This is a genomic window from Agrobacterium sp. MS2, assembly GCF_003261015.1.
Lineage (GTDB): Bacteria > Pseudomonadota > Alphaproteobacteria > Rhizobiales > Rhizobiaceae > Agrobacterium > Agrobacterium pusense.
The window spans coordinates 402,041-427,802 of record NZ_QLNF01000012.1; the positions used below are offsets into that span (position 1 = coordinate 402,041).

General features: G+C 59.2%; 24 protein-coding genes and 2 tRNA genes. 15 read left to right on the forward strand and 11 right to left on the reverse strand.

The genetic code is table 11. From position 1 onward, the window contains the following. Nucleotides 1–7 precede the first annotated feature (7 nt). The gene (gene fnrN, locus DOU54_RS06710) at nt 8–733 is read right to left on the reverse strand and encodes a transcriptional regulator FnrN (protein ID WP_113380590.1); all 726 of its coding nucleotides are present in this window, start codon (nt 731–733) and stop codon (nt 8–10) included. Between the two features lie 212 nt (nt 734–945). On the opposite strand from fnrN, the gene hemN reads away from it, so the two are divergent. The 8 genes from hemN to DOU54_RS06750 all read left to right on the forward strand — a co-directional run bounded on the left by hemN (nt 946) and on the right by DOU54_RS06750 (nt 9,039). Beyond that, complete coding sequence (hemN, locus tag DOU54_RS06715) at nt 946–2,295, forward strand: oxygen-independent coproporphyrinogen III oxidase (protein WP_113380591.1); 1,350 nt, start codon at nt 946–948, stop codon at nt 2,293–2,295. Between the two features lie 114 nt (nt 2,296–2,409). Beyond that, nucleotides 2,410–2,694 (forward strand): acyl carrier protein, encoded by a 285-nt coding sequence (locus tag DOU54_RS06720; protein WP_003495848.1) that lies wholly within the window; start codon nt 2,410–2,412, stop codon nt 2,692–2,694. 88 nt (nt 2,695–2,782) lie between these two features. After that, a complete protein-coding gene (locus DOU54_RS06725) occupies nt 2,783–3,262 on the forward strand; it encodes a 3-hydroxyacyl-ACP dehydratase FabZ family protein (protein WP_004441960.1) in 480 nt (159 codons plus the stop codon). 209 nt (nt 3,263–3,471) lie between these two features. Further along, nucleotides 3,472–4,668: a beta-ketoacyl-ACP synthase gene (locus DOU54_RS06730; protein ID WP_107340678.1), complete on the forward strand. Its 1,197-nt coding sequence runs from the start codon at nt 3,472–3,474 to the stop codon at nt 4,666–4,668. 11 nt (nt 4,669–4,679) lie between these two features. Further along, nucleotides 4,680–5,960 (forward strand): beta-ketoacyl-ACP synthase, encoded by a 1,281-nt coding sequence (locus DOU54_RS06735; protein ID WP_006697408.1) that lies wholly within the window; start codon nt 4,680–4,682, stop codon nt 5,958–5,960. 140 nt (nt 5,961–6,100) lie between these two features. Beyond that, nucleotides 6,101–7,129, forward strand: coding sequence for a zinc-binding dehydrogenase (locus DOU54_RS06740; protein WP_045533596.1), 1,029 nt, complete (start codon nt 6,101–6,103; stop codon nt 7,127–7,129). A 5-nt stretch (nt 7,130–7,134) separates the two neighbouring features. Next, complete coding sequence (locus DOU54_RS06745) at nt 7,135–8,064, forward strand: lipid A biosynthesis lauroyl acyltransferase (protein ID WP_022556202.1); 930 nt, start codon at nt 7,135–7,137, stop codon at nt 8,062–8,064. A 279-nt stretch (nt 8,065–8,343) separates the two neighbouring features. After that, entirely contained in the window at nt 8,344–9,039 is a 696-nt protein-coding gene (locus tag DOU54_RS06750) for a nitrogen regulation protein NR(II) (RefSeq protein WP_006697409.1), read from the forward strand. Nucleotides 9,040–9,092: 53 nt separating this feature from the next. Here the strand turns inward: DOU54_RS06750 and DOU54_RS06755 are convergent, their stop codons facing one another. Next, nucleotides 9,093–9,896, reverse strand: a complete 804-nt coding sequence (locus tag DOU54_RS06755; protein ID WP_004441947.1) for a TSUP family transporter — start codon at nt 9,894–9,896, stop codon at nt 9,093–9,095. Between the two features lie 180 nt (nt 9,897–10,076). Between DOU54_RS06755 and DOU54_RS06760 the strand changes: the two genes are divergently transcribed. The 5 genes from DOU54_RS06760 (at nt 10,077) to recJ (ending at nt 16,255) form a co-directional block, all read left to right on the forward strand. Further along, nucleotides 10,077–11,036 carry a nucleoside hydrolase gene (locus DOU54_RS06760; protein WP_113380645.1) on the forward strand — a complete coding sequence of 320 codons (960 nt, stop codon included), beginning with the start codon at nt 10,077–10,079 and terminating at the stop codon, nt 11,034–11,036. 302 nt (nt 11,037–11,338) lie between these two features. Next, nucleotides 11,339–12,559 carry an LL-diaminopimelate aminotransferase gene (locus DOU54_RS06765; protein ID WP_112765827.1) on the forward strand — a complete coding sequence of 407 codons (1,221 nt, stop codon included), beginning with the start codon at nt 11,339–11,341 and terminating at the stop codon, nt 12,557–12,559. Nucleotides 12,560–12,620: 61 nt separating this feature from the next. Next, entirely contained in the window at nt 12,621–13,931 is a 1,311-nt protein-coding gene (locus DOU54_RS06770) for a homoserine dehydrogenase (protein ID WP_004441941.1), read from the forward strand. Nucleotides 13,932–14,118: 187 nt separating this feature from the next. Continuing rightward, complete coding sequence (locus DOU54_RS06775; protein WP_022556200.1) at nt 14,119–14,343, forward strand: hypothetical protein; 225 nt, start codon at nt 14,119–14,121, stop codon at nt 14,341–14,343. Between the two features lie 103 nt (nt 14,344–14,446). After that, nucleotides 14,447–16,255 carry a single-stranded-DNA-specific exonuclease RecJ gene (recJ, locus tag DOU54_RS06780; RefSeq protein ID WP_081950688.1) on the forward strand — a complete coding sequence of 603 codons (1,809 nt, stop codon included), beginning with the start codon at nt 14,447–14,449 and terminating at the stop codon, nt 16,253–16,255. Between the two features lie 129 nt (nt 16,256–16,384). On the opposite strand, the gene DOU54_RS06785 is transcribed toward recJ, so the two are convergent. The 6 genes from DOU54_RS06785 to DOU54_RS06810 all read right to left on the reverse strand — a co-directional run bounded on the left by DOU54_RS06785 (nt 16,385) and on the right by DOU54_RS06810 (nt 21,594). Further along, nucleotides 16,385–16,459, reverse strand: a tRNA-Glu gene (locus DOU54_RS06785). A 447-nt stretch (nt 16,460–16,906) separates the two neighbouring features. Further along, nucleotides 16,907–16,981 (reverse strand) — tRNA-Glu (locus DOU54_RS06790). A gap of 341 nt (nt 16,982–17,322) precedes the next feature. Beyond that, entirely contained in the window at nt 17,323–18,096 is a 774-nt protein-coding gene (locus DOU54_RS06795) for an amino acid ABC transporter ATP-binding protein (RefSeq protein WP_004441935.1), read from the reverse strand. Nucleotides 18,097–18,108: 12 nt separating this feature from the next. Beyond that, nucleotides 18,109–19,266 (reverse strand): amino acid ABC transporter permease, encoded by a 1,158-nt coding sequence (locus DOU54_RS06800; RefSeq protein ID WP_004441933.1) that lies wholly within the window; start codon nt 19,264–19,266, stop codon nt 18,109–18,111. Between the two features lie 2 nt (nt 19,267–19,268). Beyond that, complete coding sequence (locus DOU54_RS06805; protein WP_004441931.1) at nt 19,269–20,465, reverse strand: amino acid ABC transporter permease; 1,197 nt, start codon at nt 20,463–20,465, stop codon at nt 19,269–19,271. Nucleotides 20,466–20,571: 106 nt separating this feature from the next. Further along, on the reverse strand, nt 20,572–21,594 hold the full coding sequence (locus DOU54_RS06810; RefSeq protein WP_004441929.1) for an amino acid ABC transporter substrate-binding protein: 1,023 nt from the start codon (nt 21,592–21,594) through the stop codon (nt 20,572–20,574). Between the two features lie 376 nt (nt 21,595–21,970). On the opposite strand from DOU54_RS06810, the gene DOU54_RS06815 reads away from it, so the two are divergent. Continuing rightward, nucleotides 21,971–23,158 (forward strand): cystathionine beta-lyase, encoded by a 1,188-nt coding sequence (locus tag DOU54_RS06815; protein ID WP_113380592.1) that lies wholly within the window; start codon nt 21,971–21,973, stop codon nt 23,156–23,158. A 2-nt stretch (nt 23,159–23,160) separates the two neighbouring features. Here DOU54_RS06815 and DOU54_RS06820 read toward each other — a convergent pair whose 3' ends face one another. Further along, entirely contained in the window at nt 23,161–24,342 is a 1,182-nt protein-coding gene (locus tag DOU54_RS06820) for an FAD-dependent monooxygenase (RefSeq protein ID WP_113380593.1), read from the reverse strand. Between the two features lie 28 nt (nt 24,343–24,370). Continuing rightward, nucleotides 24,371–24,616 carry a zinc-finger domain-containing protein gene (locus DOU54_RS06825; RefSeq protein ID WP_004441925.1) on the reverse strand — a complete coding sequence of 82 codons (246 nt, stop codon included), beginning with the start codon at nt 24,614–24,616 and terminating at the stop codon, nt 24,371–24,373. A 170-nt stretch (nt 24,617–24,786) separates the two neighbouring features. Between DOU54_RS06825 and DOU54_RS06830 the strand changes: the two genes are divergently transcribed. Continuing rightward, a complete protein-coding gene (locus DOU54_RS06830; protein ID WP_004441923.1) occupies nt 24,787–25,563 on the forward strand; it encodes an alpha/beta fold hydrolase in 777 nt (258 codons plus the stop codon). Here the strand turns inward: DOU54_RS06830 and DOU54_RS27365 are convergent. Continuing rightward, complete coding sequence (locus tag DOU54_RS27365) at nt 25,548–25,694, reverse strand: hypothetical protein (protein WP_160200347.1); 147 nt, start codon at nt 25,692–25,694, stop codon at nt 25,548–25,550. The genes DOU54_RS06830 and DOU54_RS27365 overlap by 16 nt on opposite strands. Nucleotides 25,695–25,762: the final 68 nt, after the last annotated feature.

Genomic DNA, 25,762 nt, shown 5'->3' on the forward strand with positions numbered 1-25,762 from the left:
GCGGCTGTCAGTCGTTGCCTGCCGCTTCACTCAGCGCATCGAGATCGGGCACGGTGATGTGACGGTTGTTCTCGATGCGGACAATGCCTTCCTTTCGCAGCTTTGTCATTTGCCGGCTAACGGTCTCGATGGTGAGACCGAGGAAATCGGCAATGTCGGCACGCGAGAGCGGCAGGTCGAAGCATGACTTGTCGTCGTTTTCCGGATCGATATGGGTGGCGATCATATAAAGGAAGCTGGCAACCTTTTCCTGCGCCGATTTGCGCCCCAGTGTCAGCATCCAGTCACGTGCCTCGTCCAGTTCCTTGAGTGACTGGCTGTGCAGCTTGCGTTCCATATCAGGCACTTCGGAGACCATGCGGTCGACGACGCGGCGCGGAAAGAGGCAGATTTCCACATCGGTTGCGGCTTCCGCCGTCATCTTGCTTTCCGCCATGAACGGACGGCCGAGAAAATCCGGTGCGAATTGCAGGCCGACGATCTGCTGGCGGCCATCCGACATCATTTTCGACAGCTTTACCACGCCATTCAGGATATTGCCGTAGGAGGTGACGAGCTCGCCCTGGCCGAGAAGCTCATTGCCGGCCTCCAGCTTTTTGCGGCTGGAATGGCGGTTCAGATCGCAAAGCTGCTGCGGTGTCAGCGTGCTGCAAAGACCGCCGTGACGCGCCTCGCAGGAGCGGCAAACAACCGGCTCTTCCGAATTGTGGATGGTCTTCTGCAGCGTGTCCATAAGCCTTTTCCAATGCTGGCTTTGCGGGACGATTGCGACCCTGGATATCAGATCCGGTCTCTTTAAAGGCGTGTGCGCTGTAGCCGTCGTCCCCGCGTCTACTTTAGCAAGAACTTATGGCTCAATTTGATTGAAGTCAAAGTTGCAAACTGTCGCAGCCGCTACTGAAAGAGGGGAAATCGACATTTTCTTGATAAAAGGCAAATCGGGTGATGAATATCGACCTTCTTCACAAATATTCCGGGGCAGTGCCGCGTTACACGAGCTATCCGACCGCGCCGCATTTCCACGAGGGAATCGATAATACGACCTATCGCGGCTGGCTCAGCGCACTCGGTCACAGGAATCGCCTGTCGCTTTACCTGCATATTCCCTATTGCGACCGGCTTTGCTGGTTCTGTGCCTGCCATACCAAGCACACGCTGAAATACGAGCCGATTGTTATTTATCTTGAAGCACTTAAGCAGGAAATTGCTGCGGTCGGCGCACTTGTTTCGCCTGACGCCGTGGTGAGTGCCGTGCATTTCGGCGGCGGTTCGCCGACCATGCTTGACCCGCAGGACATGCAGGACCTGATGGACTGTCTGCGGCGTCACTTCACCTTCGGTCTTGCACCCGAGATCAGCGTCGAGATGGACCCCAACGATCTGGATGACAGCCGCTATGACGCGCTTGCCGCCATCGGCATGTCGCGGGCGAGCCTCGGGGTGCAGGATTTTGATGACAAAGTGCAAAAAACCATCAACCGCATCCAGTCTTTCGAGCAGACGAAATCCGTGGTGGACGCCGTGCGGGCGAGGGGCGTTCACTCAGTCAATTGCGACATTCTTTACGGGCTGCCGTTCCAGACATGCGAGACACTGAAAACAACGGTCGATCAGATCGTATCGCTTGCCCCTGATCGCATCGCGCTTTTTGGCTATGCCCATGTTCCCTGGATGAAAAAACACCAGTCGCTGATCCCCGAACATGCGCTGCCCGATGTTGCCGAACGCTACCGCCAGATGACGATGGCGGGGGAGATGCTGAGGCAGGCCGGATACAGCCAGATCGGCATCGATCATTTCGCCAAGCCGACCGATACATTGTGTCAGGCCGCCGAAGCCGGCGCCCTGCGGCGGAATTTTCAGGGCTATACGACCGATACTGCCGATGCGCTGATCGGGCTTGGCGCATCATCCATCGGCCGGCTGCCGCAGGGCTATGTGCAGAACATGGTGGCAACCGGTGAATATCAGCGCATGGTGGGTGAGGGCGGTCTTGCCGCCGTGAAGGGCATTGAGTTGTCGCAGGACGATCATCTGCGCTCGCATGTGATCGAAAGGTTGATGTGCGATTTCTCTATCGATCTTTCGGACTTGCAGCACCGTTTTGGCAAGGTGAGCCATTCCGTGAGGGACCAGGCGCAGCAGTTTGCCGCAGGCGACAGGGACGGTCTGGTGCGGCTGGATGCCGATATTTTTGCCGTGACGGAGGTGGGAAGGCCGTTTGTACGTAATATCGCGGCAATCTTCGATACCTATCTCGGCAATGGGCGCGGCCGTCATTCGGTTGCTGTTTAGGCAACAGTTTTGGGGCAAATTTCAAAGTTACGTCACGAAACCATTGGCTTTTTTGCGCGACTTGCCTATGTGGTGCGTCAGAAAGAATAATTCATACGAACGACAATAAGGATTATGGGCGTGACAGCTACATTCGACAAGGTTGCCGACATTATCGCCGAAACCAGCGAAATCGACCGCGAAACCATTACGCCGGAGAGCCACACGATCGACGATCTGGGCATCGACAGCCTCGACTTTCTTGATATCGTTTTTGCGATCGACAAGGAATTCGGCATCAAGATTCCGCTCGAGCAGTGGACGCAGGAAGTCAATGAAGGCAAGGTTTCCACGGAAGAATACTTCGTGCTGAAGAACCTCTGCGCCAAGATTGACGAATTGCGCGCGGCCAAGGGCTGACGTGACGGTGCCCGCTTCCGGCGGGCATTTTCTTTTGATGCCGCCTGCGGGCAAACCATGACTAACCGACCAGAGACGGGCCGGACGGATGCTGCTTGAATATTTCCAGATGATCGACAAGGTCGAGGCCGTGGACATGACGGCGCGCACGTTGAAGGCGCGGTCCGTTGTTCCCGATAAAAGCCCGGTTTTCGAAGGCCATTTCCCCGGCATGCCGCTGGTTCCGGGTGTGCTTCTGATCGAGACAATGGCGCAGGCCTCCGGCATGCTGGTTCTGGCATTTTCCGATTTCGCGTCCATGCCGTTCCTGATGTCGGTCGATGGCGCCAAGATGCGGACTTTCGTGGAGCCGGGTGCTGTTCTCGACATCGAGGCAGTGCTTGAGCATGACGGTTCGGGCTTTGCGGTTACCAAGGCAAAGATCACCTCCGATGGCAAGAAGGTCTGCGACGCGCAGCTGAAACTGCGCACCATGCCCTTCAGCGAGATCCCGCTTGGGCCTATCGTCAAGAAGCGGGCGGAAGAAGTTGGCCTGATGGCGGCGATTGCCGCCGATGCACGGAAATAAGCTTTTTCATTCGTTTCGGAGAAGACAGTTTTTCCTATCGGCCCGGTTTTGATGCACGAAAATCGTGGGCTCGCGACGGTGGATCGGGTCTTCGCCATTGCCAATCCGCACCGCGCGCTTTATTCCGCAACGCATGAAGTGGTTGTTCGCAACCGCTGTTGGATAGCCGTGACCGGTTCGGCGGGGCCGGCTGCAAAGGATGACAGACGATGAAATCTGACAATGATGTGGTGATAACAGGGGTCGGCATCGTGACCTGTCACGGCGTTGGCAGCCAGGCGCATGTGGCGCTTCTTTCGGGAACCGCCGCGCCGGCGACGATTGTCGAGACGGAAAAATTCAAGCCATATCCGGTTCATCCCATGCCCGAGATCGACTGGTCGGCACAGATCGCCAAGCGCGGCGACCAGCGCCAGATGGAAAACTGGCAGCGTCTCGGCGTTTTTGCCGCTGGTCTTGCACTTGACGATGCCGGCTTGAAGGAAAATGCCGAAGCCTGCGCCACCATGGACATGATCGTTGCTGCCGGCGGCGGTGAGCGCGACATCAATGTCGATACGCTGATCGTTGACGAGGCTTTGAAGCGCAACGACCGCGAAAAGCTGCTGAATGAAAAGCTGACGACGGAACTGCGCCCGACGCTGTTTCTCGCCCAGCTTTCCAATCTTATGGCCGGCAATATCTCCATCGTGCACAAGGTTACAGGCTCTTCACGGACCTTCATGGGCGAAGAAGCGGCCGGCATTTCCGCCGTCGAAACCGCGTTCCATCGTATTCGTTCGGGCGAATCGAGCCACGCCCTCGTGGGCGGCGCCTTCTCTGCCGAACGTCCAGACATGATCCTGCTGTTCGAAGCCATCGGCGCGCATGCGCAGGGCGAATGGCAGCCCCTGTGGTCGCGCGAAGGCCAGGAAGGCGGCGGCATGGTTTCCGGCTCGCTCGGAGCCTTCCTCGTGCTGGAATCACGCAAGCATGCCAGCGAGCGCGGCGCGCGCATCTATGCCCGCATCGACGCCATCGAAGGTGATCGCGGCAGCCGCGACGACGGCAAAATGGAAAAGCGCATGGAGCGTCTGCTGGCCCCGGCAACGGACAGCGCCGCGACCGTCGTCTTCTCCGGCGCCAGCGGTTATGACGGCGTTACGGCCCGTGAGAAGCACATTCTCGAAAAGGCCTTGCCGAAGGCTGCCATCCGCGGTTTCGGCGGTGTCACGGGCCATGGACTTGAGGCGCAGTTTCCGCTCGGGCTCGCTCTGGCGGCGCTGACGCTTGAAAGCGGTGCCAAGGTTCCTACCTTCGACGCGAATGCGGAAAAGCCAATGGGCGAGGCGGCGACCGAGGCTGTCGTCACCACTGTTGGCCATGTCCGCGGCGAAGGTGTCGCCGTTCTGTCCCGTGACGTGTGAGGAGAAAGACCATGACCAATTTTAAGGATCATCTCGGTCGCCCGATCGTCGCCGTCACCGGCATGGGCATCATTACCTCGCTCGGTCAGGGGCTTGCCGATAACTGGGCGGCGCTGACCTCGGGTAAGTCAGGCATTCACAAGATCACCCGTTTCCCGACTGAAGGGCTTTCGACCCGGATCAGCGGCACGGTGGATTTCATCGATATTCCGGTTCCGAATTCCGTCGAACGTTCCTATGCCTTCGCGCGCGAAACCACCATCGAGGCGCTGGCGCAGGCCGGCATTTCCGGTGACTTTGACGGCCCGCTGTTTCTCGCAGCGCCGCCGATCGAGCCGGAATGGAGTGCCCGTTTCGAGCTTGCCGACCGCTCTCCGCCAGCCGCCCAGCCGGGTGATGCCTATGAGCGGTTCCTGACGGCCTTCCGTCAGCGTCCCGATCCGGCATTCCAGGAAGCAGCGCTGTTTGGTGCCATCTCCGAGCGTCTGTCTGACCGTTTCGGTACGCGCGGTCTGCCGGTTACCCTGTCGACCGCCTGTGCATCCGGCGCGACCGCGATCCAGCTTGGCGTCGAGGCCATCCGACAGGGCCGCGCCGAACGGGCGTTGACGGTCGCGACCGATGGTTCTGTCAGTGCCGAGGCGTTGATCCGCTTCTCGCTTCTCTCGGCACTCTCTACCCAGAACGACCCGCCGGAAAAGGCTTCCAAGCCGTTCAGCAAGGACCGCGATGGTTTCGTGATCGCCGAAGGTGCGGCAACGCTGGTGCTGGAATCGCTCGAAGCCGCCGTCGCACGTGGTGCGAAGGTTCTCGGCATCATCAAGGGCGCCGGTGAAAAGGCCGACAGCTTCCACCGCACGCGCTCTTCGCCCGATGGCGGCCCCGCGATTGCGACGATCCGTGCGGCACTGGCCGATGCGGGCGTGGCCGAAACCGATATCGGTTATATCAACGCCCACGGCACCTCGACGCCTGAGAACGACAAGATGGAATATGGCTCGATGCTGGCCGTCTTCGGCGAAGGCCTGAAGAACATTCCGCTGTCGTCCAACAAGTCGATGATCGGTCATACGCTGACCGCCGCAGGTGCAGTGGAAGCGGTGTTCTCGCTGCAGACCATGCTGACTGGCACGCTGCCACCAACAATCAACTATAACAATCCCGATCCGACCATCACGCTCGACGTGGTGCCGAATGTGAAGCGGGATGCCGAGGTAGGTGCGGTTCTGTCGAATTCCTTCGGGTTCGGCGGGCAGAATGCAAGCCTTGTCATGACGCGGGAACCGGCTTAACCGGTTCGTTACAACAGGGGCGTTTCCGAATGACTTGCGGAAACGCGCCCGTTTCTTTGATTTCGCATTCCAGCCGCAAAACCGTTACAGAGTTTTGCTGGAATGATTTTAGATAACGCCTTCGGGCGAAGGACTGATATATGCGTGCTCTTCAACTCGTCGACGACCGGAAGCTCGAAAAAGTGGATCTGCCCGAACCGGATGCGCCGGCGCCGGGCGAGGTAACGCTGCGCGTCAAGGCCGTGGCGCTCAACCACATCGATGTTTGGGGCTGGCGCGGGATGGCTTTCGCCAAGCGCAAGATGCCGCTCACAATCGGTGCGGAAGCCTCGGGTGTGGTGGAAGCCATCGGTCCGGGCGTATCCAACGTGCTGCCCGGCCAGCTGGTCGCGATCTATGGCGCGCGCACCTGCGGGCTGTGCAAACCCTGCCGCGAAGGCCGTGACAATCTGTGCGAACATGTCCAGGGCGTGCACGGTTTCCATCTCGACGGTTTCGCGCAGGAAAAGATCAACATTCCCGCCCGCCAGCTCGTGCCGGCGCCGCATGGCGTCGACGCCGTCGGTGCCGCTCTTGCGCCGGTGACGTTCGGCACGGTCGAGCACATGCTGTTCGACAATGCCAAGCTGGAGTTCGGCGAAACCATCCTCATTCATGCCGGTGGTTCGGGCATCGGCACGGCGGCAATCCAGCTTGCGAAGAAGATGGGGTGCACCGTCATCACGACAGTCGGTTCCGACGACAAGATCGAACGGGCGAAGGCGCTCGGGGCCGATCATGTGATCAACTATCGCACCGACCGTTTCGAAGGCGTCGTGCGCAAGCTGACGAAAAAGAAGGGCGTCGACGTCGTGTTCGAGCATGTCGGCAAGGATACCTGGGCGGGTTCGATGTTCTCGCTGAAGCGCGGCGGTCGTCTCGTCACCTGCGGTTCCACATCCGGTGTTTCCACCGACATCAACCTGATGATGCTGTTCCAGCAGCAGCTGAAACTGCTCGGCTCCTTCGGCTGCCGTATGGAGAACATGGCCAACGCCATGCAGAAGATGGCACGTGGCATCGTGCGTCCGGTCATCGACACCGAAGTGACCTTTGACGATATCGACCGGGCGCTGGAGCGCATGGAGACGCGTCAGGTGTTCGGCAAGATCGTGCTGCGGATGGACTGAGCATCTTGAAGCTGTTCCTGACACGGATCGTCCTGAAACTGGACCACTTCCGGCAGTGGCTGATTGCGACATTCGCCTTCGGCCTTCTCAACCTGCTGAAGCTCTTTCCCGCCGATGCGGGCATTCGCGCCGCTGACAGACTGGCACGCTGGGTGGGGCCGAAAACCGGCCGCCACAAGCTGATGCTTTACAATCTCGCCCGCGCCTTTCCGGAGAAGTCCGAACAAGAGCGGCTCGAGATCGCCATGGACAGCTGGGCCAATATGGGCCGGCTGGCGGCGGAATATGTCTTTCTCGACCGGCTGTTCGATTTCGATCCGGAAAAGAACGAGCCGGGACGCATCGAGGTCCAGGGCATCCCGACCTTCCTCGAGCTGCGCGACAATCCGCGGCCTTTCATCGTCTTTACCGCCCATAGCGGCAATTTCGAACTGCTGCCGGTTGCCGGCTCGGCTTTCGGTCTCGATGTGACGGTGCTGTTCCGGCCACCGAACAATCCCTTTGTGGCCGAGAAAGTGTTCAGTTTCCGCAAGGAGCGCATGGGCAATCTCGTGCCCTCGCATGCCGGCTCCTCCTTCGCGCTGGCGCGGCAGCTGGAAAAGGGCGGTGGTGTGGGTGTGCTCGTCGACCAGAAATTTGGCAAGGGACTGACGACGAAGTTCTTCGGACTTGAGGTTCGCACCAATCCGCTTCTCGCCAAGCTGGTGCGGCAGTTCAATTGCGATGTCTATCCTGCCCGTTGCGTGCGCCTGCCCGATAATCGCTACCGGCTGGAAATCGAACCGAAGGTTGAGATTCCGCGCGATGACAAGGGCAATGTCGACATTCAGGCGACAGCGCAGCTTCTGAACGACAAGGTGGAAAGCTGGGTGCGCGAATATCCCGGCCAATGGCTGTGGTATCACGACCGGTGGGACGTTAAGCACCAGATTTGAGGATGCCGGCTGGCTCGTGCTTTCAGAGCAATTTTCACAAAATTAGGCGCAGGAACTGTGCTTTTCGAAATTTTTCCATAGTAGTGGAACCTCATTTTTCGTTCATGGATTATCGAAATTGAAAAAATAGCAGCGGCTGTGATATTTTGAACAACAATCCCCGCCGTGTTTTCGTGCTTCGTTACGTCATTTTTAAGCGCGGAGACGCTATTATCAGGGATAATTGGTCTATCCTTTCGGATTAGGATCGGGATGTTTGCCCGTTCAGGGAGAGTTGGGTTGAAAGATTTGATTGAGCTGTTCTGGCTGCGTTATACGGAACTGCAATCTGCTGTTGGTAAAAACGAGGCCGACAAGATCGCAGTGCTGGAGCGTGAACTGGAGCAGCTTCTCGAGCGCGTCGTCGGACGCAAGACCGAAAGCTCCGAAGACATTCGCGAGCAGTTCCGTTTTGCTATCGATCTCCTCAACCACGAGGCGGAAGACCTTGGCTGCGTGCAGCGCAATTCCGAACTTCTGCGAACGCTCGTCGACCGTTACGTCGGCATGCCACTCAAGGCGAAAGTGATCGGTGACGAAGATGCAGACAGCCTCGAATGGCACCACCGCCATCTGATCCTCGATGAAGATATGCTCAACGATCTCGATGAGCCTGTCGTCATCGTTTCCCCCGGTTACCGCGTGTCCTTTGCCAATGCGCTCGATGCCTTCCAGCGTAATGCGCCGGAAGGGCTCGTCGGCTGCCACATCGCCGAACTCGTCGGTGTCCACCGTTTCCAGAACGCACTCAGGGAAAAGCTCGATAATTGCTTCAAGGGCGATACGTCGAAATATACCTATGCGGAAGACCAGAACGGTCGCACAATCGTCAAGTCGCTCGAAATGTCGCCTTGTTATTCTTCCGCCTACAAGCTCGTGGGTGCCATGGTGGTCATCCGCGAAATTGCCGATCGCAGGCGCCGCGCTGCGGGTTGACCCCAAGCTCCCCTGATATCCGAAGGACGGGCTGAACGCGCCCGACCAGTCCCTTATTTCGGGAAGACGGTTTCCCAGATCGTGGCGATGGACCAGGCGGACGAGGCGTCAATCAGAAGCTTCGTCGCCATGGCCAGACACGACAGAACCAGAAGCGGGCGGATGATCTTCGCGCCGTTTTTCATGGCGAAACGCGACCCGATCTGCGCCCCGATGAATTGGCCGAACCCCATTGCCAGTCCAAGCTTCCACAAAACCGCGCCGCCCATCGCGAAGACGACGAACCCGCCGAAATTGGAGCCCAGATTGAGAAGCTTGGTATGGGCTGTCGCCTTCAGCATGCCAAAACCGGCAAGTGCCACGAAGGCGAGCATGTAAAAGGAACCGGCGCCCGGACCGAAGACGCCGTCATAAAAGCCGATCAGCGGCGCGGCGGTAAATCCGAACACCAGCGGTGTGATGCGGCGATGGCTGTCTACATCGCTGAGCTGTGGCTTGAAGGCGAAATAGATCGCTATGGCGATCAGCAGGAAGGGCATGATGGTGCGCAGAAGATCGGCAGGCACGAAGGCGGCCGTCAGCGCCCCCAGCATTCCGCCGGCCATCGCCATCAACCCCATCGGCAATTGCTCTTTCAGATTGACATGGCCACGTCTTGCGTAAGCGAGAGTGGCGGAGGCCGAACCGAACTGTGCCTGCAGCTTGTTCGTGCCAAGCGTATCGAGTGGCGGTATTCCCATGATCATCATTGCCGGAATGGTGATGAGACCACCGCCGCCGGCAATGGAATCGATAAAGCCGGCGAAAATGGCGACGCAGAAGAGGACGAGGAAAACGTTGAGGGCGATGTCTTGCACTTGGCATGTCCGGGCAGGCGGAAGGAGAGGCCCCTTCTTTCACCGAAAACGCGGTCGCGCAATATTTTTCTGTATGGTCTGAGGGGCGCCGGGGATTGCGGTGCTGCCGCTTATCGTTATGTTTCCGTGGCGCGTCGCCGGAACGACGGATGGCGCCTGACACATGTGGATGAGGACATTATGCATAAAGTGATATTCGATACGGACCCCGGTGTGGATGATGCCATGGCGCTTCTGTTCCTGCACCGCCACCCCGATATCGATCTGATCGGCGTCACCACCGTTTTCGGCAATGCGCCCATCGACATCACCACCCGCAATGCGCTTTTCCTCAAGCGGGAATGGCAGATGACCGCGCCGGTCGCGAAAGGGGCGGGCGTAACCTTCGATCCGGCCCGCAAGGAAGGCCACTGGCCGACCTTCATCCATGGTGAAAACGGCCTCGGTGACATCGATATCCCCGACACCATCGACCTGCCGCTAGACCCGCGGCCCGCGCATCGCTTCATCATCGAGACGGTCAAAGCCAATCCCGGTGAAGTGACGCTTATTGCCGTTGGCCGCATGACCAATCTGGCGCTGGCTTTGCGCGAAGAACCTGATTTCGCGGCGCTGGTGAAGGAAGTCATCGTCATGGGCGGCGCCTTCGACATCAACGGCAATGTCTCGCCGGCGGCCGAGGCCAATATTCATGGCGATCCGGAAGCGGCCGATCTTGTCTTCACCGCGCCGTGGCGCGTGGTTGTCGTCGGTCTCGATGTCACGACAAAAACCGTGATGACCAGCGCTTTCATGGCTGAGATGGCAGAGGCGGGCGGCAAGCCGGTGCAGCTGCTTTCGGACCTGTCGCAATTCTACATCGATTTCTACAAGACCCGCACCGGTGACGGCATGGTGGTGCACGACAGCTGCGCCTGTGTTTATCTCGTCGCGCCGGAACTGTTTACCACCCGCAGTGGCCCGGTGCGCGTCGTCTGCGGCGGTCTTGCCGACGGCCAGACCATCCAGAAGCCGGACGGACGCGCCTTTCCGCCGGGCGACTGGGACGGGCATCCGAGCCAGCTGGTCTGCACGGATATCAAGCCGGAGCGCGTGCTTTCGGTCATCCGCGCGGCAATTGTGAAGGGCGAGCGCGGCTGAACGACAGGAATGGCCGTTCTTGAGCATGGCTTGCCTTGCATTTTCCCAGAATCTGGCGTTATGCAAGTTCCCTGATCATAGTGCGCGATCCGCCTTGCCGGAGGGCTTGAAAAGGCGGTGCCGGTAGGACGGGCGGATCACCGCTAGGCGGCGTTGGCCCGAGAAAACCCTTGTGGGTTTTCCCGTGCTTTGCGCTACAATGAATAACGCCTGCCGGGTCGGTTCGTGTCGGCGGCGTTTAACAACAAAAACGAACCTTCGTTATGGACCGGAAGAACCGGTCCATTCCCATGAGGAAAGAGATGGAAGAGTTTCACAAGGTCCGGCGTCTGCCGCAATACGTCTTCGAACAGGTCAACCGTTTGAAAGCGAGCGCGCGAGCGGCCGGGGCCGATATCATCGATCTCGGCATGGGCAATCCCGACCTTCCGACCCCGAAGGCCATCGTCGACAAACTTTGCGAGGTCGTTCAGGACCCTCGTACCCATCGCTATTCCTCGTCCAAGGGCATTCCCGGTCTTCGCCGCGCGCAGGCGGCCTATTATGCCCGCCGTTTCGGCGTTAAGCTGAACCCCGACACGCAGGTCGTCGCCACGCTCGGCTCCAAGGAAGGTTTCGCCAACATGGCACAGGCCATCACCGCGCCGGGTGACGTGATCCTGTGTCCGAACCCGACCTATCCGATCCATGCCTTCGGCTTCCTGATGGCGGGCGGCGTTATCCGCTCGATGAATGTCGAGCCGGATGAAAGCTTCTTCGGGCCGCTGGAACGCGCCGTGCGCCACTCCATTCCGAAGCCGCTGGCGCTGATCGTCAATTATCCTTCGAACCCGACGGCGCATGTCGCGTCGCTCGATTTCTACAAGGACGTCATCGCCTTTGCGAAGAAGCACGAGATCATCGTGCTTTCCGACCTTGCCTATTCGGAAATCTATTTCGACGAAAGCAATCCGCCGCCCTCCGTTCTCGAGGTTCCCGGTGCGATCGACGTTGCGGTGGAATTCACTTCCATGTCGAAGACGTTTTCCATGCCCGGCTGGCGCATGGGCTTTGCCGTTGGCAACGAGCGGCTGATCGCGGCCCTGACCCGCGTGAAGTCCTATCTCGATTACGGCGCCTTCACACCGATCCAGGTTGCTGCGACCCATGCACTGAACGGTGACGGCTCCGATATCGCCGAAGTGCGCAATGTCTATCGCCGCCGTCGCGATGTCATGGTCGACACCTTCGGCAAGGCGGGCTTCGAAGTACCGCCGCCGGCGGCCACCATGTTCGCCTGGGCGAAGATCCCGGAAAAATTCCGCCATCTCGGCAGCCTGGAATTCTCCAAGCTTCTGGTCGAGAAGGCCGATATCGCCGTTGCTCCCGGCATCGGCTTCGGCGAGATGGGCGATGATTACGTCCGTCTCGCGCTCGTGGAAAACGAGCATCGAATTCGTCAGGCAGCGCGCAATCTGAAGCGTTTCCTGTCGACAGCAGACGAGACGATGCACAACGTCGTTTCGCTCAACGCCCACAGATAAGGGCAAACCCAGGGCGGCCGGGTCTCGGCCGCCACCATCACCAGCAATCAGGAACATACCCATGGCAGATTCATTGAGAATCGGCATAGCGGGGCTCGGCACTGTCGGCGCTTCGCTCGTGCGCATCCTCCAGCAGAGAAGCAACGAACTTGCGATTACCTGCGGACGCGCAATTGAGATTATTGCCGTAAGCGCGCGCGATCGTTCGCGTGACCGCGGCATTGATCTCACGGGTATTACCTGGTTCGACACGCCTGAACAGATGGCGAGCGAAGCCGACATCGATGTGTTTGTCGAACTGGTCGGCGGTGCTTCCGGACAGGCCGAAAATGCGGTGCGGGCAGCGCTGTCGCGCGGTCTCCATGTGGTGACAGCCAACAAGGCGCTGCTGGCCAAGCATGGTGTCGAACTGGCGACCATTGCCGAAGACAAAGGCGCGCTTCTGAACTTCGAGGCGGCGGTCGCTGGCGGCATTCCCGTCATCAAGGCCCTGCGTGAATCGCTGACCGGCAATCACGTGACGCGCATCTACGGCATCATGAACGGCACCTGCAACTACATCCTCACAAAGATGGAGAAAGAAGGCCTGTCCTTCGAGGCTTGTCTTAAGGAAGCGCAGCGGCTGGGATATGCAGAGGCTGATCCCGCCTTCGATATCGAAGGTAACGACACCGCGCACAAGCTTTCCATTCTGACCACGCTTGCCTTCGGCAACAAGATCGCTGCCGACGACATTTATCTCGAAGGCATCACCAATATTTCGATCGAGGACATCCAGGCGGCTGCCGATCTAGGCTATCGCATCAAGCTTCTCGGCGTGGCGCAGGTCACCGAATCCGGTATCGAGCAGCGCGTCCATCCGACTATGGTGCCGCTCGATTCCGTCATCGCGCAGGTCGATGGCGTCACCAACGCCGTGGCGATCGAATCCGACATTCTCGGTGAATTGCTGATGGTCGGACCCGGCGCCGGCGGCAACGCCACGGCATCCGCCGTGCTTGGCGATATCGCCGATATCGCCAAGAGCCGTCCCGGTGCACAGCGTGTGCCGGTGCTCGGCCGTCCCGCGAAATCGCTGACGGACTATCGCCGCGCCAAGATGAAGAGCCACGAGGGCGGTTACTTCATCCGCCTGACGGTGAAGGATCAGGCCGGTGTGTTCGCCTCCATCGCCAGCCGCATGGCTGACAATAACATTTCGCTGGAATCCATCGTGCAGCGCCAGCGCGTGCACGTGGAAGGCGCGCCGCAGACAATCATCCTTGTTACGCACGCGACAATGGAAGATGCGATCCGCAAGGCGGTAAAAGCGATCAAGAACGAGAAATATCTCGTCAGCGAGCCCCAGGTCATCCGCATCGAGCGGACCTGAAGCGCGACGCTACTGTCGTGAGATCAAAAACCGCGTTTCCATCCGGAAACGCGGTTTTTTGTTGCTTGGGGGACCGGCGCCTTCCTGCGGTCTGGTGGCCGCAAAATTTGAGGGGACGGTGCGTGAAGCGCTGGAAAGCAGGGCGATTCGGCCTTATGGTTAATCGTGTTCACCAAGCGAGGGAGGCGTGGCCGTGACATCGATCATCCTGTTCAAGGACAACAAGCGCCAGGGCGCTCCGGCGAGCCATCACCGGGCGCGGCCGCACAATGCCAATGACAATATTCGCAGCATGGAATTCGATATGGCCGAATATGAGCGTAACTGGTGTTCGCTCGCGGTATTTTCGCTGCTGCTGCTTGTCGCGGCCGTCTCGATTGTCAGCCCTTTTTTCTCGATTTTCTCGACGTGATTTCGTCAAGGCGCGTTTTTGCTTGAAAAACGCAGCATCGCCATTTAGCCCGTTCTAACCATTAGAGCGCCTGTTGGCGCGAATGACAGGACGAATGGACAGGATGGTAATGATGGAGCCGGCCGATACCGTGGCCCGCGCATTTTTAAGCGTGGAGCGGTCGGCAACAGAACAGCGGTGGGTGTCTCGGCTGGATCAGGCCGGGCAGAACCGTGCGCTGGCCATGTCCCAGGTCCACGGTATTCCGGAACTGATCGCCCGGGTGCTCGCCGGGCGCGGTGTAGGGGTGGACGATGCCCTGGCGTTCCTTGATCCCACCATTCGCTCCCTGATGCCCGACCCGCATGTGCTGACCGATTGCGAGAAGGCCGCCGAGCGGCTTGTGCGCGCCATTGAAGCGGGTGAGAAGGTGGCGATCTTCGGGGATTACGATGTCGACGGCGCTGCTTCCTCCGCGTTGATGTACCGGTTTCTTGCACATTTCGGGCTGACGCCCGAGATCTACATTCCCGACCGAATTTTCGAGGGTTACGGGCCTAACCCGGCGGCGATGCAGCAGCTGGCCGCCAATGGCGCGACGCTGATCGTGACGGTGGACTGCGGATCCACCAGCCATGAATCGCTCAAGGCGGCAAAAGAGGCACGAACGGACGTTGTGGTCATAGACCACCATCAGGTGGGTACGGAACTGCCGCCGGCGGTGGCGCTGGTCAATCCCAACCGGGAGGACGATCTGTCGGGGCAGGGGCATCTCTGTGCCGCTGGCGTGGTGTTCCTCGTGCTCGTCGCCACGCTTCGCGTTCTCAAGGACAGGCGGCACCGCCAGGCCTTCACGCTCGATCTGCTGTCATTGCTCGACATCGTTGCGCTTGCGACGGTCTGCGATGTGGTTCCCCTGAAAGGGCTGAACCGCGCCTATGTGGTGAAGGGCCTGATTGCCGCACGCCACATGAAAAATGCCGGCCTTGCCGCGCTGTTCAAGAAGGCGGGGCTGGGCGGGCCTGTGACACCCTATCATTTCGGTTTCCTGATCGGGCCCCGCATCAACGCCGGGGGGCGTATTGGCGACGCTGCGCTTGGCAGCCGATTGTTGACGATCGATGATTCCTCGCAGGCCGAGGTGATTGCCGAGCGGCTGGACGAGCTGAACCGCGAGCGACAGGCGATGGAAGCGGCGATGCTGGCGGAGGCCGAAGCGGAGGCCCTGTTCGAATATGGCGACGGCTCGGGTGCCGGTGTTATCGTCACCGCGCGTGAAAACTGGCATCCCGGCATTGTCGGCTTGTTGGCCTCGCGCCTGAAGGATCGCTTCCGCCGCCCGGCTTTTGCCATTGCCTTCGATCCCTCCGGCAAGGGCACCGGCTCCGGCCGTTCGATCGCCGGCTTCGACATGGGGCGGATGGTGCGCGCTGCCGTGGAGGCCGGCCTGCTGGTCAAGGGCGGCGGTCACGCCATGGCGGCAGGCCTCACGGTTGAGCGCGCCAATCTCGGCAAGCTCAGGACCTTTTTCGAAGAAGCAGCGGCAAAGACCGTAAACGAGTTGGTAGAGAGCAGCGTATTGAAGATTGATGGCGCCATCGGCGCTTCGGGGGCTACGTTGCAGCTTGTCGACCAGCTGGAACAGGCCGGTCCCTATGGTTCCGGTCATTCTCAGCCGATCTTTGCCGTTCCGGCGCATCGCCTGCGTGATGTGCGGCTGGTGGGCACATCCCACGTCAAGATCACGCTGGAGGCCATGGATGGCTCACGGCTGGACGGAATCGCGTTCCGCGCCGCCGAGGCGCCCCTGGGACAGATGCTCATGAATGCCCGCGGACGGAATATTCACGTCGCGGGTACTGTTGGCGCCGATCTCTGGCAGGGGCAAAGGCGGGTTCAACTGCGTGTTCTGGACGCCGCTTTCGCGCCCTGAAAGGGGCCACCAATCTATCTCGACTGTCACCGGCCAACGGTTGTCGCTGATCTACGCACTACAACAGGATATCTTTACGCGATGCGTGAAGATTTTCGTTTATGTTGCTGATTTTAAGGAAGAAGCAAGTGGCACGCCCTAGGGGAGTCGAACCCCTCTTTTCAGAATGAAAATCTGACGTCCTAACCGATAGACGAAGGGCGCGTGCGCTTGTGGTGTGGCGCCCTTATAGTCAGGCTCCCGTTGCTCCGCAAGCGGAAAAACTGATTTTTTTCGCTTTGCGGCGAGTTTTTTTGGCAGGGCGGAACGGGCTGTGGAAAACCCGGTCGGACCGGCCCAAATCCTTGAATTACCGCTCCAATCTCGCGCGGCACGAGACGCGACGATGCGGTGCAAGTGGGCAAAGCCCAGCATCTTGGATGTTGAACTGGCAGTGCTCTGCCGAAGCTTGGGACTTCCTGATGATCTGGGAGAGGGGAAAGGCAAGCCGGGTGAGTTGCGCGGCGGCATTTCGTCCGGCTTGCCTTCCATCGGGGGGACAGGCATCTAACGTGCCGACGGCAAATCGGTTCCGCAGCAATGATGAGATGCTGGAATTATTGCGATTTTATCGAATGATTTTGCCGTGTGGGAGGTAACCAGGGAAGCAAGTGGCACGCCCTAGGGGAGTCGAACCCCTCTTTTCAGAATGAAAATCTGACGTCCTAACCGATAGACGAAGGGCGCGTGCGCTTGTGGTGTGGCGCCCTTATAGTCAGGCTCCGGTTGCTCCGCAAGCGGAAAAACGCATGATTTGACAAAAAAATGACACGGGTGGCCAGAAGCCCTGAAAAACAAGGATTCTTGTTTCGTAACAAAAGGTTAAAGCGTGCTGGGTCCCGCGGTTTTGCGCTTCTAACGGAAGAGAATGATGTGGGGGACCGCGTTGGTGGGCAGTGATTCACTCAAGTGGCTCCGGGACGTGAGAAGCGCAGCGTCATGAAAAGCCAAAGATCACGCCAGATCTGGAGCTGGGTTGTCGTCATAAAAAAACGGGGCCCAAAGGCCCCGTCCGATGATGCTTGTTCTCAATGCAGTATCTGGCTGAGGAACAGGCGGGTACGCTCGTGCTGCGGATTGTCGAAGAATTCGGCGGGCGAGTTCTGTTCGACGATCTGGCCCTGGTCCATGAAGATAACGCGGTTTGCGACCTGACGCGCAAAGCCCATTTCGTGGGTCACGCACAGCATGGTCATGCCGTCTTCTGCGAGGCTGACCATGGTATCAAGCACTTCCTTGACCATTTCCGGGTCGAGCGCCGAGGTCGGCTCATCGAAGAGCATGATCTTCGGCTTCATGCAGAGCGAGCGGGCAATCGCCACACGCTGCTGCTGACCGCCGGAGAGCTGGCCCGGATATTTATGCGCCTGCTCGGGAATCTTCACGCGCTTCAGATAGTGCATCGCGACTTCTTCGGCTTCCTTCTTGGGCATCTTGCGAACCCAGATCGGCGCCAGCGTGCAGTTTTCGAGGATCGTCAGATGCGGGAAGAGGTTGAAGTGCTGGAACACCATGCCAACTTCGCGGCGCACCTCGTCGATCTTCTTGAGGTCGTTGGTAAGCTCGATGCCATCAACGACGATGCTGCCCGACTGGTGCTCTTCCAGACGGTTGATGCAGCGGATCATGGTCGATTTGCCCGACCCGGAAGGACCGGCGATGACAATGCGCTCGCCCTTCATGACCTTCAGGTTGATATCACGCAGCACATGGAAATCGCCGTACCATTTGTTCATGCCGGTGATTTCGATTGCGACGTCCGTCGCCGAGACGGTCAGTTTTTTTGCCTGGGTTTCTGCCATTTTGAGCGTCCCTTATCGTTTATGCCCGGTGTCGAGGTGCCGTTCCATGAACAGCGAATATCGCGACATGCCGAAGCAGAATATCCAGAATACGAAGCCTGCGAAAATATAGCCAGTCATGGCGGTGACGGGCGTGGCCCAGTTCGCATCCGATTGGTTGAGTGTGACAATACCGAGCAGGTCGAACATGCCGATGATCGAGACCAGCGACGTGTCCTTGAAAAGCCCGATGAAGGTGTTGACGATGCCCGGAATGACGAGCTTCAGCGCCTGCGGCAGCACGATCAGCCTCGTCTTCTGCCAGTAATTCAGGCCGAGCGAGTCCGCACCTTCATATTGTCCCTTCGGAATGGCCTGCAGGCCGCCGCGGATCACTTCCGCCATATAGGCGGAGGAGAACAGCGACACGCCGACCAGCGCACGCAGGAACTTGTCGAAAGTCCAGCCGTCGGGCAGGAACAGCGGCAGCATGATGCTGGCGAAGAACAGGACGGTGATCAGCGGGATGCCTCTGATGACCTCGATGAAGAGGACGCAGAGCATCTTGATGACCGGCAGGTTCGAGCGTCTGCCGAGAGCCAGAAGAATGCCGAAGGGCAGCGACACCGTTATCCCGAAGAAGGACAGGATGAGCGTGACCATCAGGCCGCCCCAGAGCTGCGTTTCCACCTTCGGCAGGCCGAAGACGCCGCCGATGAGCAGGAAGAACGCAATGAAGGGCAGGATGATGAAGAGCGCCAGCGCATTGAGACGCTTGAACGGCGCCTTCGGTATGAGCATCGGGACCAACAGGATCGCGAACGTCACCATCACGAGGATGGGACGCCAGCGCTCGTCAATGGGGTAACGGCCGAAGACGAATTGTCCGAGCTTGGCCGAGACAAAGGCCCAGCAGGCGCCGGACTGTCCGTCCGGAAGCGCGCCGCCCTGTGAAGCGGTGAGACACGCAATCCGGTCGCTGCCGGTCCAAACCGCGTCGATAAACAGCCACTCGATGATCGGCGGCACGATATAGACGAGGAGGGCAATAGCAAGGACGGTGAGCACCGTATCCTTGGGCGTGGCGAAGAGCTTGGTACGCAGCCAGTGGGTTACGCCCACCGCGCTCGATGGCGCGGGGCGGGCTTCCTCAATGGTCTGGCGCACGAAGGCGTGGTTGCTGATCGTCATCGTCATCTCTCCACCAGAGCCATTTTCGCGTTGAACCAGTTCATGACCACGGCCGTGAGCAGGGACAGCGAGAGATATATGACCAGCCAGATGGCAACGACTTCAACCGCCTGACCCGTCTGGTTCAGGATCGTACCGCCAACGGAGACGATATCGGCAAAGCCGACGGCGACCGCAAGCGACGAGTTCTTGGTGAGGTTGAGGAACTGACTTGTCAGCGGCGGAATGATGATGCGCATGGCCTGCGGCACGACGATGAGACGTGTCGTGGTGCTGGAGCGAAGCCCAAGCGCGTCGGCAGCTTCCGTCTGCCCCTTCGCCACGGCCTTGATGCCGCCGCGAACGATCTCGGCGATGAAGGAAGCAGTGTAGAAGGACAGCGCCAGGAACAGCGACATGAATTCAGGCGCGACGACGGCGCCGCCCGAAAGGTTGAAGCGTCCGGCGATGGGGTAATCGAATGTCAGCGGCGCGCCGATTGCGAGGAACGTGGCGAGCGGCAATCCGATGACGAGCAGCGTTATCGTTATTCCGGTGCGGAATTGCTGTCCGGTTTTTTCCTGTCTGGCTTTCGCCCAGCGGTAAACAAGCACGCTGACGACGACGGCGACAAGAAAGGCCAGCGGCACGAGCCAGATTCCGTCCCCCCAGAGCGGTTTCGGAAAGAAGAAGCCACGATTGTTAAGGTAGGTGCCGAGCGGCAGCTCGAGCGATTCGCGTGCCTGCGGCAGGACCGAGATGACGCCCTTGTACCAGAAGAAGATCACGAGCAGCGGCGGGATGTTGCGGAAGATTTCCACATAGGCCTGCGCGAGCTTCGAGATCAGCCAGTTGTTGGACAACCGGGCGATACCGACGATGAAGCCGATGATCGAGGCGGCGATGATGCCAAAAAACGCAACCTGGATCGTGTTGAGAATGCCGACGAGCAGCGCCCGGCCATAGGTCGCGTCGCTGGTATAAGCGATCAGCGACTGGCCGATGTCGAAGCCCGCGCGTCCGTTGAGGAACCCGAAGCCGGATGAAATGTTTGAACGTTGAAGATTGGTGATCGTATTCGTCACGATGACCCAGACGAAGGCGGCCAGGATGACGACCGTCAGGACCTGGTAAAAAATGCCGCGTATGCGTGGATCGTAGATAAGTGACGACGCGCTTTGCGCGCGCGATCGTTGCGAACTGACCGCGTTGCCTGCCATAGGCACCTTTCCCTTTTATATGCTCTTTGCGAGCTTATTTATATAATTTGAAGCGGAGGCCGGGTGTTGCCCAGCCTCCTTATGATCTAGCCGATGATGGGGCCGATCAACGGACCGGCGGTGCGTATTGCAGGCCGCCCTTGGTCCAGAGCGCGTTCTGGCCGCGCTCGATCTTCAGCGGCGAGCCGGCGCCGACGTTGCGGTCGAAGACTTCGCCGTAGTTGCCCACCAGCTTGATGATGTTGTAGGCCCAGTCATTGGTCACGCCGAGATCGGTACCGATCTTGGTGCCTTCTTCCGTGCCGAGCAGGCGCTTCACGTCCGGATTTGCGCTGTTCTTCTGCTCGTCGACGTTCTTGGAGGTGATGCCAAGTTCTTCGGCATTGACCATGGCGTAGTGAACCCAGCTGACGATGTCGAACCACTGGTCGTCACCCTGGCGAACGGCCGGACCAAGCGGCTCCTTGGAGATGACTTCAGGCAGAACGATGTTTTCTTCCGGGTTCTTCAGCTTCAGGCGGATCGCGTAAAGGCCCGACTGGTCAGTGGTGTAGACGTCGCAACGGCCGGCATCATAAGCAGAGGTCGCGTCGGCTTCCTTTTCGAAAACCACCGGGTTGTACTGCAGATTGTTGGTCTTGAAGTAGTCGGCGAGGTTGAGCTCCGTGGTCGTGCCGGTCTGTACGCAGACGGCGGCGCCGGAAAGCTCGAGAGCGGACTTCACGTTGAGGCTCTTCTTGGCGATGAAGCCCTGGCCGTCGTAGTAGTTGACGGTACGGAAGTTGAAGCCCAGCGACGTGTCGCGGCTGATCGTCCAGGTGGTGTTACGGGTCAGAACGTCGACTTCACCGGACTGGAGAGCCGGGAATCGGTCCTTGCTCGAAAGTGCGACGAACTTGGCCTTCGAAGGATCGCCGAAAACCGCTGTGGCAATACCACGGCAATAGTCCACGTCGATACCGGACCACTCGCCCTTGTCATCGGGATTGGAGAATCCCGGAATGCCGGCGCTGACGCCGCAGGTGACGAAACCCTTGCCCTTCACATCCTGAAGCGTCGCAGCCGAAGCGACCGAGGCTCCTCCCAAAACTGCTGCGCCGATGGCGGCCGACAGAATTGCCTTTTTCATTTTTCCCAACCTTTGTTTGTTATCGTCACTTGGAAGAGGACCGGCATGTTTGTTCTGCCCCAGCTCCCCCTTCAGCGAGATCTTTTCGATCCGCTTTTTCTATCACAATCGCAATTGGCAGCGGGGTCAAGACGTGCGGGCAATAATTGTGCCTATAAAACGGAATTTTCCAAAATTTGGTCGTGAAGTGTGCAAAGGGTGAAAATATAAGCATATTTTTGCGGAAATTTGCACTTGCACAGTATTTGTATACTTGTTGTATTCTGGCTGGCGATGGATCAATCCCGGCGGTTGTTGCGTCCCGGCGGGACTTGACCTTGCGGTTCGCTCTCAGCATTGTCGCACACGTCAATGTTCCTTCGAAAGCTGATCTGAAATGACCAAGACAAATGACCTGCTTTCCGCCGCAGGTGTGAATACGCGCCTCACCCATGGCGGCAATGATCCCGCGGACTGTTTCGGTTTCGTCAATCCGCCAATCGTGCGCGGCTCGACGGTGCTTTTTCCCGACGCGGAGACGCTTTCGACGGAAAACCAGAAATATACCTATGGCACCCACGGCACGCCGACGACCGATGCACTCTGCAATCTTGTCAATGAGCTGGAAGGGTCTGCCGGAACCATTCTCGTGCCTTCGGGCCTTGCGGCCATCACGGTCCCGTTCCTTGCCTATCTCGGCGCTGGCGACCACGCGCTGATCGTCGATTCCGTTTATTTTCCGACACGTCGCTTCTGCAATATGATGCTGAAGAAGCTGGGTGTCGAAGTGGAATATTACGATCCGGCCATCGGGGAGGGCATAGAGGCTCTCATCCGGCCGAACACGAAGCTGGTGCATCTGGAAGCGCCGGGTTCCAACACCTTCGAAATTCAGGATGTCGGGCTGATCACCGATATCGCTCATCGGCATGATTGCGTTGTTACGATGGACAATACCTGGGCGACGCCGCTTTATTTCAAACCTTTGGATTTTGGCGTCGATGTTTCCATCCACGCTGCCACCAAATATCCCTCGGGCCATTCGGATGTGCTGATGGGCTTCGTCTCGGCCAATGAAAAGCACTGGAAGGCGCTTTATCAGGCCAATACCAATCTCGGGATCTGCGTCACTTCCGACGATGCCTATCAGATCCTGCGCGGCATGCGCACGATGGGAATCAGGCTGGCGCACCATCAGAAAAGCGCGCTCGACATCGCCACATGGCTGGAGAGCCGGGACGACGTCGTGCGCGTGCTGCATCCGGCGCTGCCGAGCTTTGCAGGGCACGATCTCTGGAAGCGCGATTTCAAGGGAGCAAGCGGCGTCTTCTCCTTCGTGCTGAAGGCGGAAGAAGGCAGATACAAGCAGACGGCGGCCGCGTTCCTGAATGCGCTGACCTTTTTCGGGCTCGGTTACTCCTGGGGCGGCTACGAATCGCTTGCCGTTTCGGTCTCGCTTGTCGACAGGACCATCGCCAAGGGTCCCTCGGAGGGACCGGTCATCCGCCTGCAGATCGGGCTTGAGGATGTCGCCGATCTCAAGAAGGACCTCGAAGCCGGCTTTGCAGCCGCGGCCGCGGTTTGACCTCAGCCCGTGGCGCGATAGCCGTAGAGCCAGTCGAAGTCCTTCAGGAAGGCGTCGGTGGGACGCGTGGAAAACACGAAGTCCCGCGCGATACGCACCGGGCCTGTGGCGTGATAGGCAAAACGATTGAGAGAGGCCCGCTTGCGGGCCTTTTCTATGCGCGGCAGGCGCAGCGCCTCGAAGGCGGCAAGAGCCTGCGGCGTGGGCAGGGTGGCTGCAGCATCGCTGCCCACCATGGTTCCCGCGAGTTCAAACGCATCCTCGATCGCCATGGCTGCCCCCTGGGCGGCGAACGGCATCATGGCATGCGCTGCGTCGCCGATCAGCACCGTGTCCCGGCCATTGTGCCAGCGGCCGGGGCCGGCCTGATAAAGCGGCCAGAAGGTCGGGTTTTCGGACGAATCGAGCAACCGGACGATGTCAGGGCTGAAGCCGCGAAACTGTTCAAGAAGCAGGGCTTTCTGCCGCCCGCTCGATTCCGCCCGCCACGTCGCGCCGGGATCGGCGCCAAGCGCGATGGCGACGATGTTGAAACCGCCGACTTCTTTCAGCGGATAGGCGACGATATGGCCACCCGAGCCGAGATAGGCCGTGACGGCGCTTTTGTTGATGGCCGACGGCACGGCATTGGCGGCAACGGTGAAGCGCCAGGCGACATTGCCGGAGAAGGTGGCGGTGGGAGCGGCAGGAACGGCAAAGCGGGCCGCCGACCAGACACCGTCCGCGCCGACAATCAGATCATGGTCGCGGAATGTGGTTGCGGCAATCACATCGGCCGTCGCGTTTTCGATGCGTTTGCCGAGATGCAACCGGCATAGCGGATTATCTGTCACCGTCTGGAGAAGTGCGCTTTGCAGGGTGGAGCGGTGCAGCACGCCATAGGGTGCGCCCCAGCGTGTACGCGCCACCGCGCCCACAGGCAGGGAGAGCAGCGTTGCGAGCGATTTTCCGGAGGCGAGTTCGACACTGACGGGCTCGGTCCAGCGCGCCTCGATGGCAGGCAGCACGCCAAGCGTGGCGAGAATGCGGGCGGCATTGGGCGAAATCTGCAGGCCGGCGCCTACTTCCGTCAGTTCGCCGGCCTGTTCGATGATGTCGCAGTCTATACCGTGCCGGGCAAAAGAAAGGGCAGCGGTGAGACCGGCAATGCCGGCACCGATAATGGCTACGGATTTTATGGGCATGATGCGCCCCGATCAGGAAAAGTGGAGGTCAGGCAGCCTTCACGTGGAAAACGCAGCCCGGAGGATTGGTCTGCTCGGCCTTCAGCGACGGATTGTAGCGATAAAGGGTGGAGCAGTAGGAACAGACCTTCTCATTGTCGTCGCCCATATCGATGAAGATATGCGGATGATCGTAAGGAACGGAAGCGCCGGTGCACATGAATTCCTTGACGCCGATCTCGATCATGCGGTGTCCGCCATCGTTCTGGAAGTGGGGAATGGTATGCCCGGCCATGTTCGTCTCCAAATGCAATATCGTTGTAGAGCCGCAATCCGGCTTCGCATGCCGGCTCGTCGTTGCGGATATGTAGCCTCAAACGCATTGCATCTCCATAAAAATCGTCAGCAAAACATGTTCAACATTGCTAATTCCTGCCATATGGTCCGGCAAAAAGGATGTCCTTGATGAATCTCAACACGCCGCAGTTTTCCGATTTTTTCCATGACGGCCTTCGCCTCGCTTATTTTGACGAAGGCGATCCGGCGGGAGACCCGGTTTTGCTGATCCATGGCTTTGCATCCAGCGCCAACGTCAACTGGGTCCATCCCGGCTGGCTGAAGACGCTGGGAGATGCCGGCTACCGGGTGATCGCCATCGATAATCGCGGCCATGGCGCAAGCGACAAGCCGCATGATACGGAGGCCTATTATCCGTCCGTCATGGCCGAAGATGCGGTGGCGCTGCTCAACCATCTCGGCATCGCAGAGACGCATGTGATGGGTTACTCCATGGGTGCGCGCATTTCCGCCTTCCTGGCCATGGCGCATCCCGAGCGCGTGCGTTCTCTGGTCTTCGGCGGGCTCGGCATCGGCATGGTCGAAGGTGTGGGCGACTGGGACCCGATCGCAGAGGCGCTTCTCGCGCCTTCGCTCGATGTCGTGACCCATGAGCGCGGCCGCATGTTCCGAGCCTTTGCCGATCAGACGAAAAGCGACCGCCTGGCGCTTGCCGCCTGCATCGAGACATCGCGGGTTCTCGTCACACGCGACCAGGCGGCAAAGATAGATGCGCCGACGCTGATCGCGGTGGGAACGAAGGACGATATTGCCGGCTCCGGTGAAGAGCTCGCTGCCATCATGCCGCACGCGCGGGCGATCGACATTCCCGGCCGCGACCACATGCTGGCCGTCGGCGACCGCGTGTTCAAGGCGGCGGTGCTGGATTTCTACCGTTCGTTCTGAGTTGACGCATTTTCGAGGAAAAACCGTGCAGGCTTTCCGCGCAGAAGCGCGGCAAAGCGCAGTTCGGCAAGAAACGGTTTTTCAAGCTGCATGAAGAAAAACTGAAGCCGTGCCGCCTTTAAAGTCGTCATTCGAATCCCATTTCTAATGCACGTCTTTTTCTGTATAAAGAACGACCACTGCAAACGAGGAGACCGTT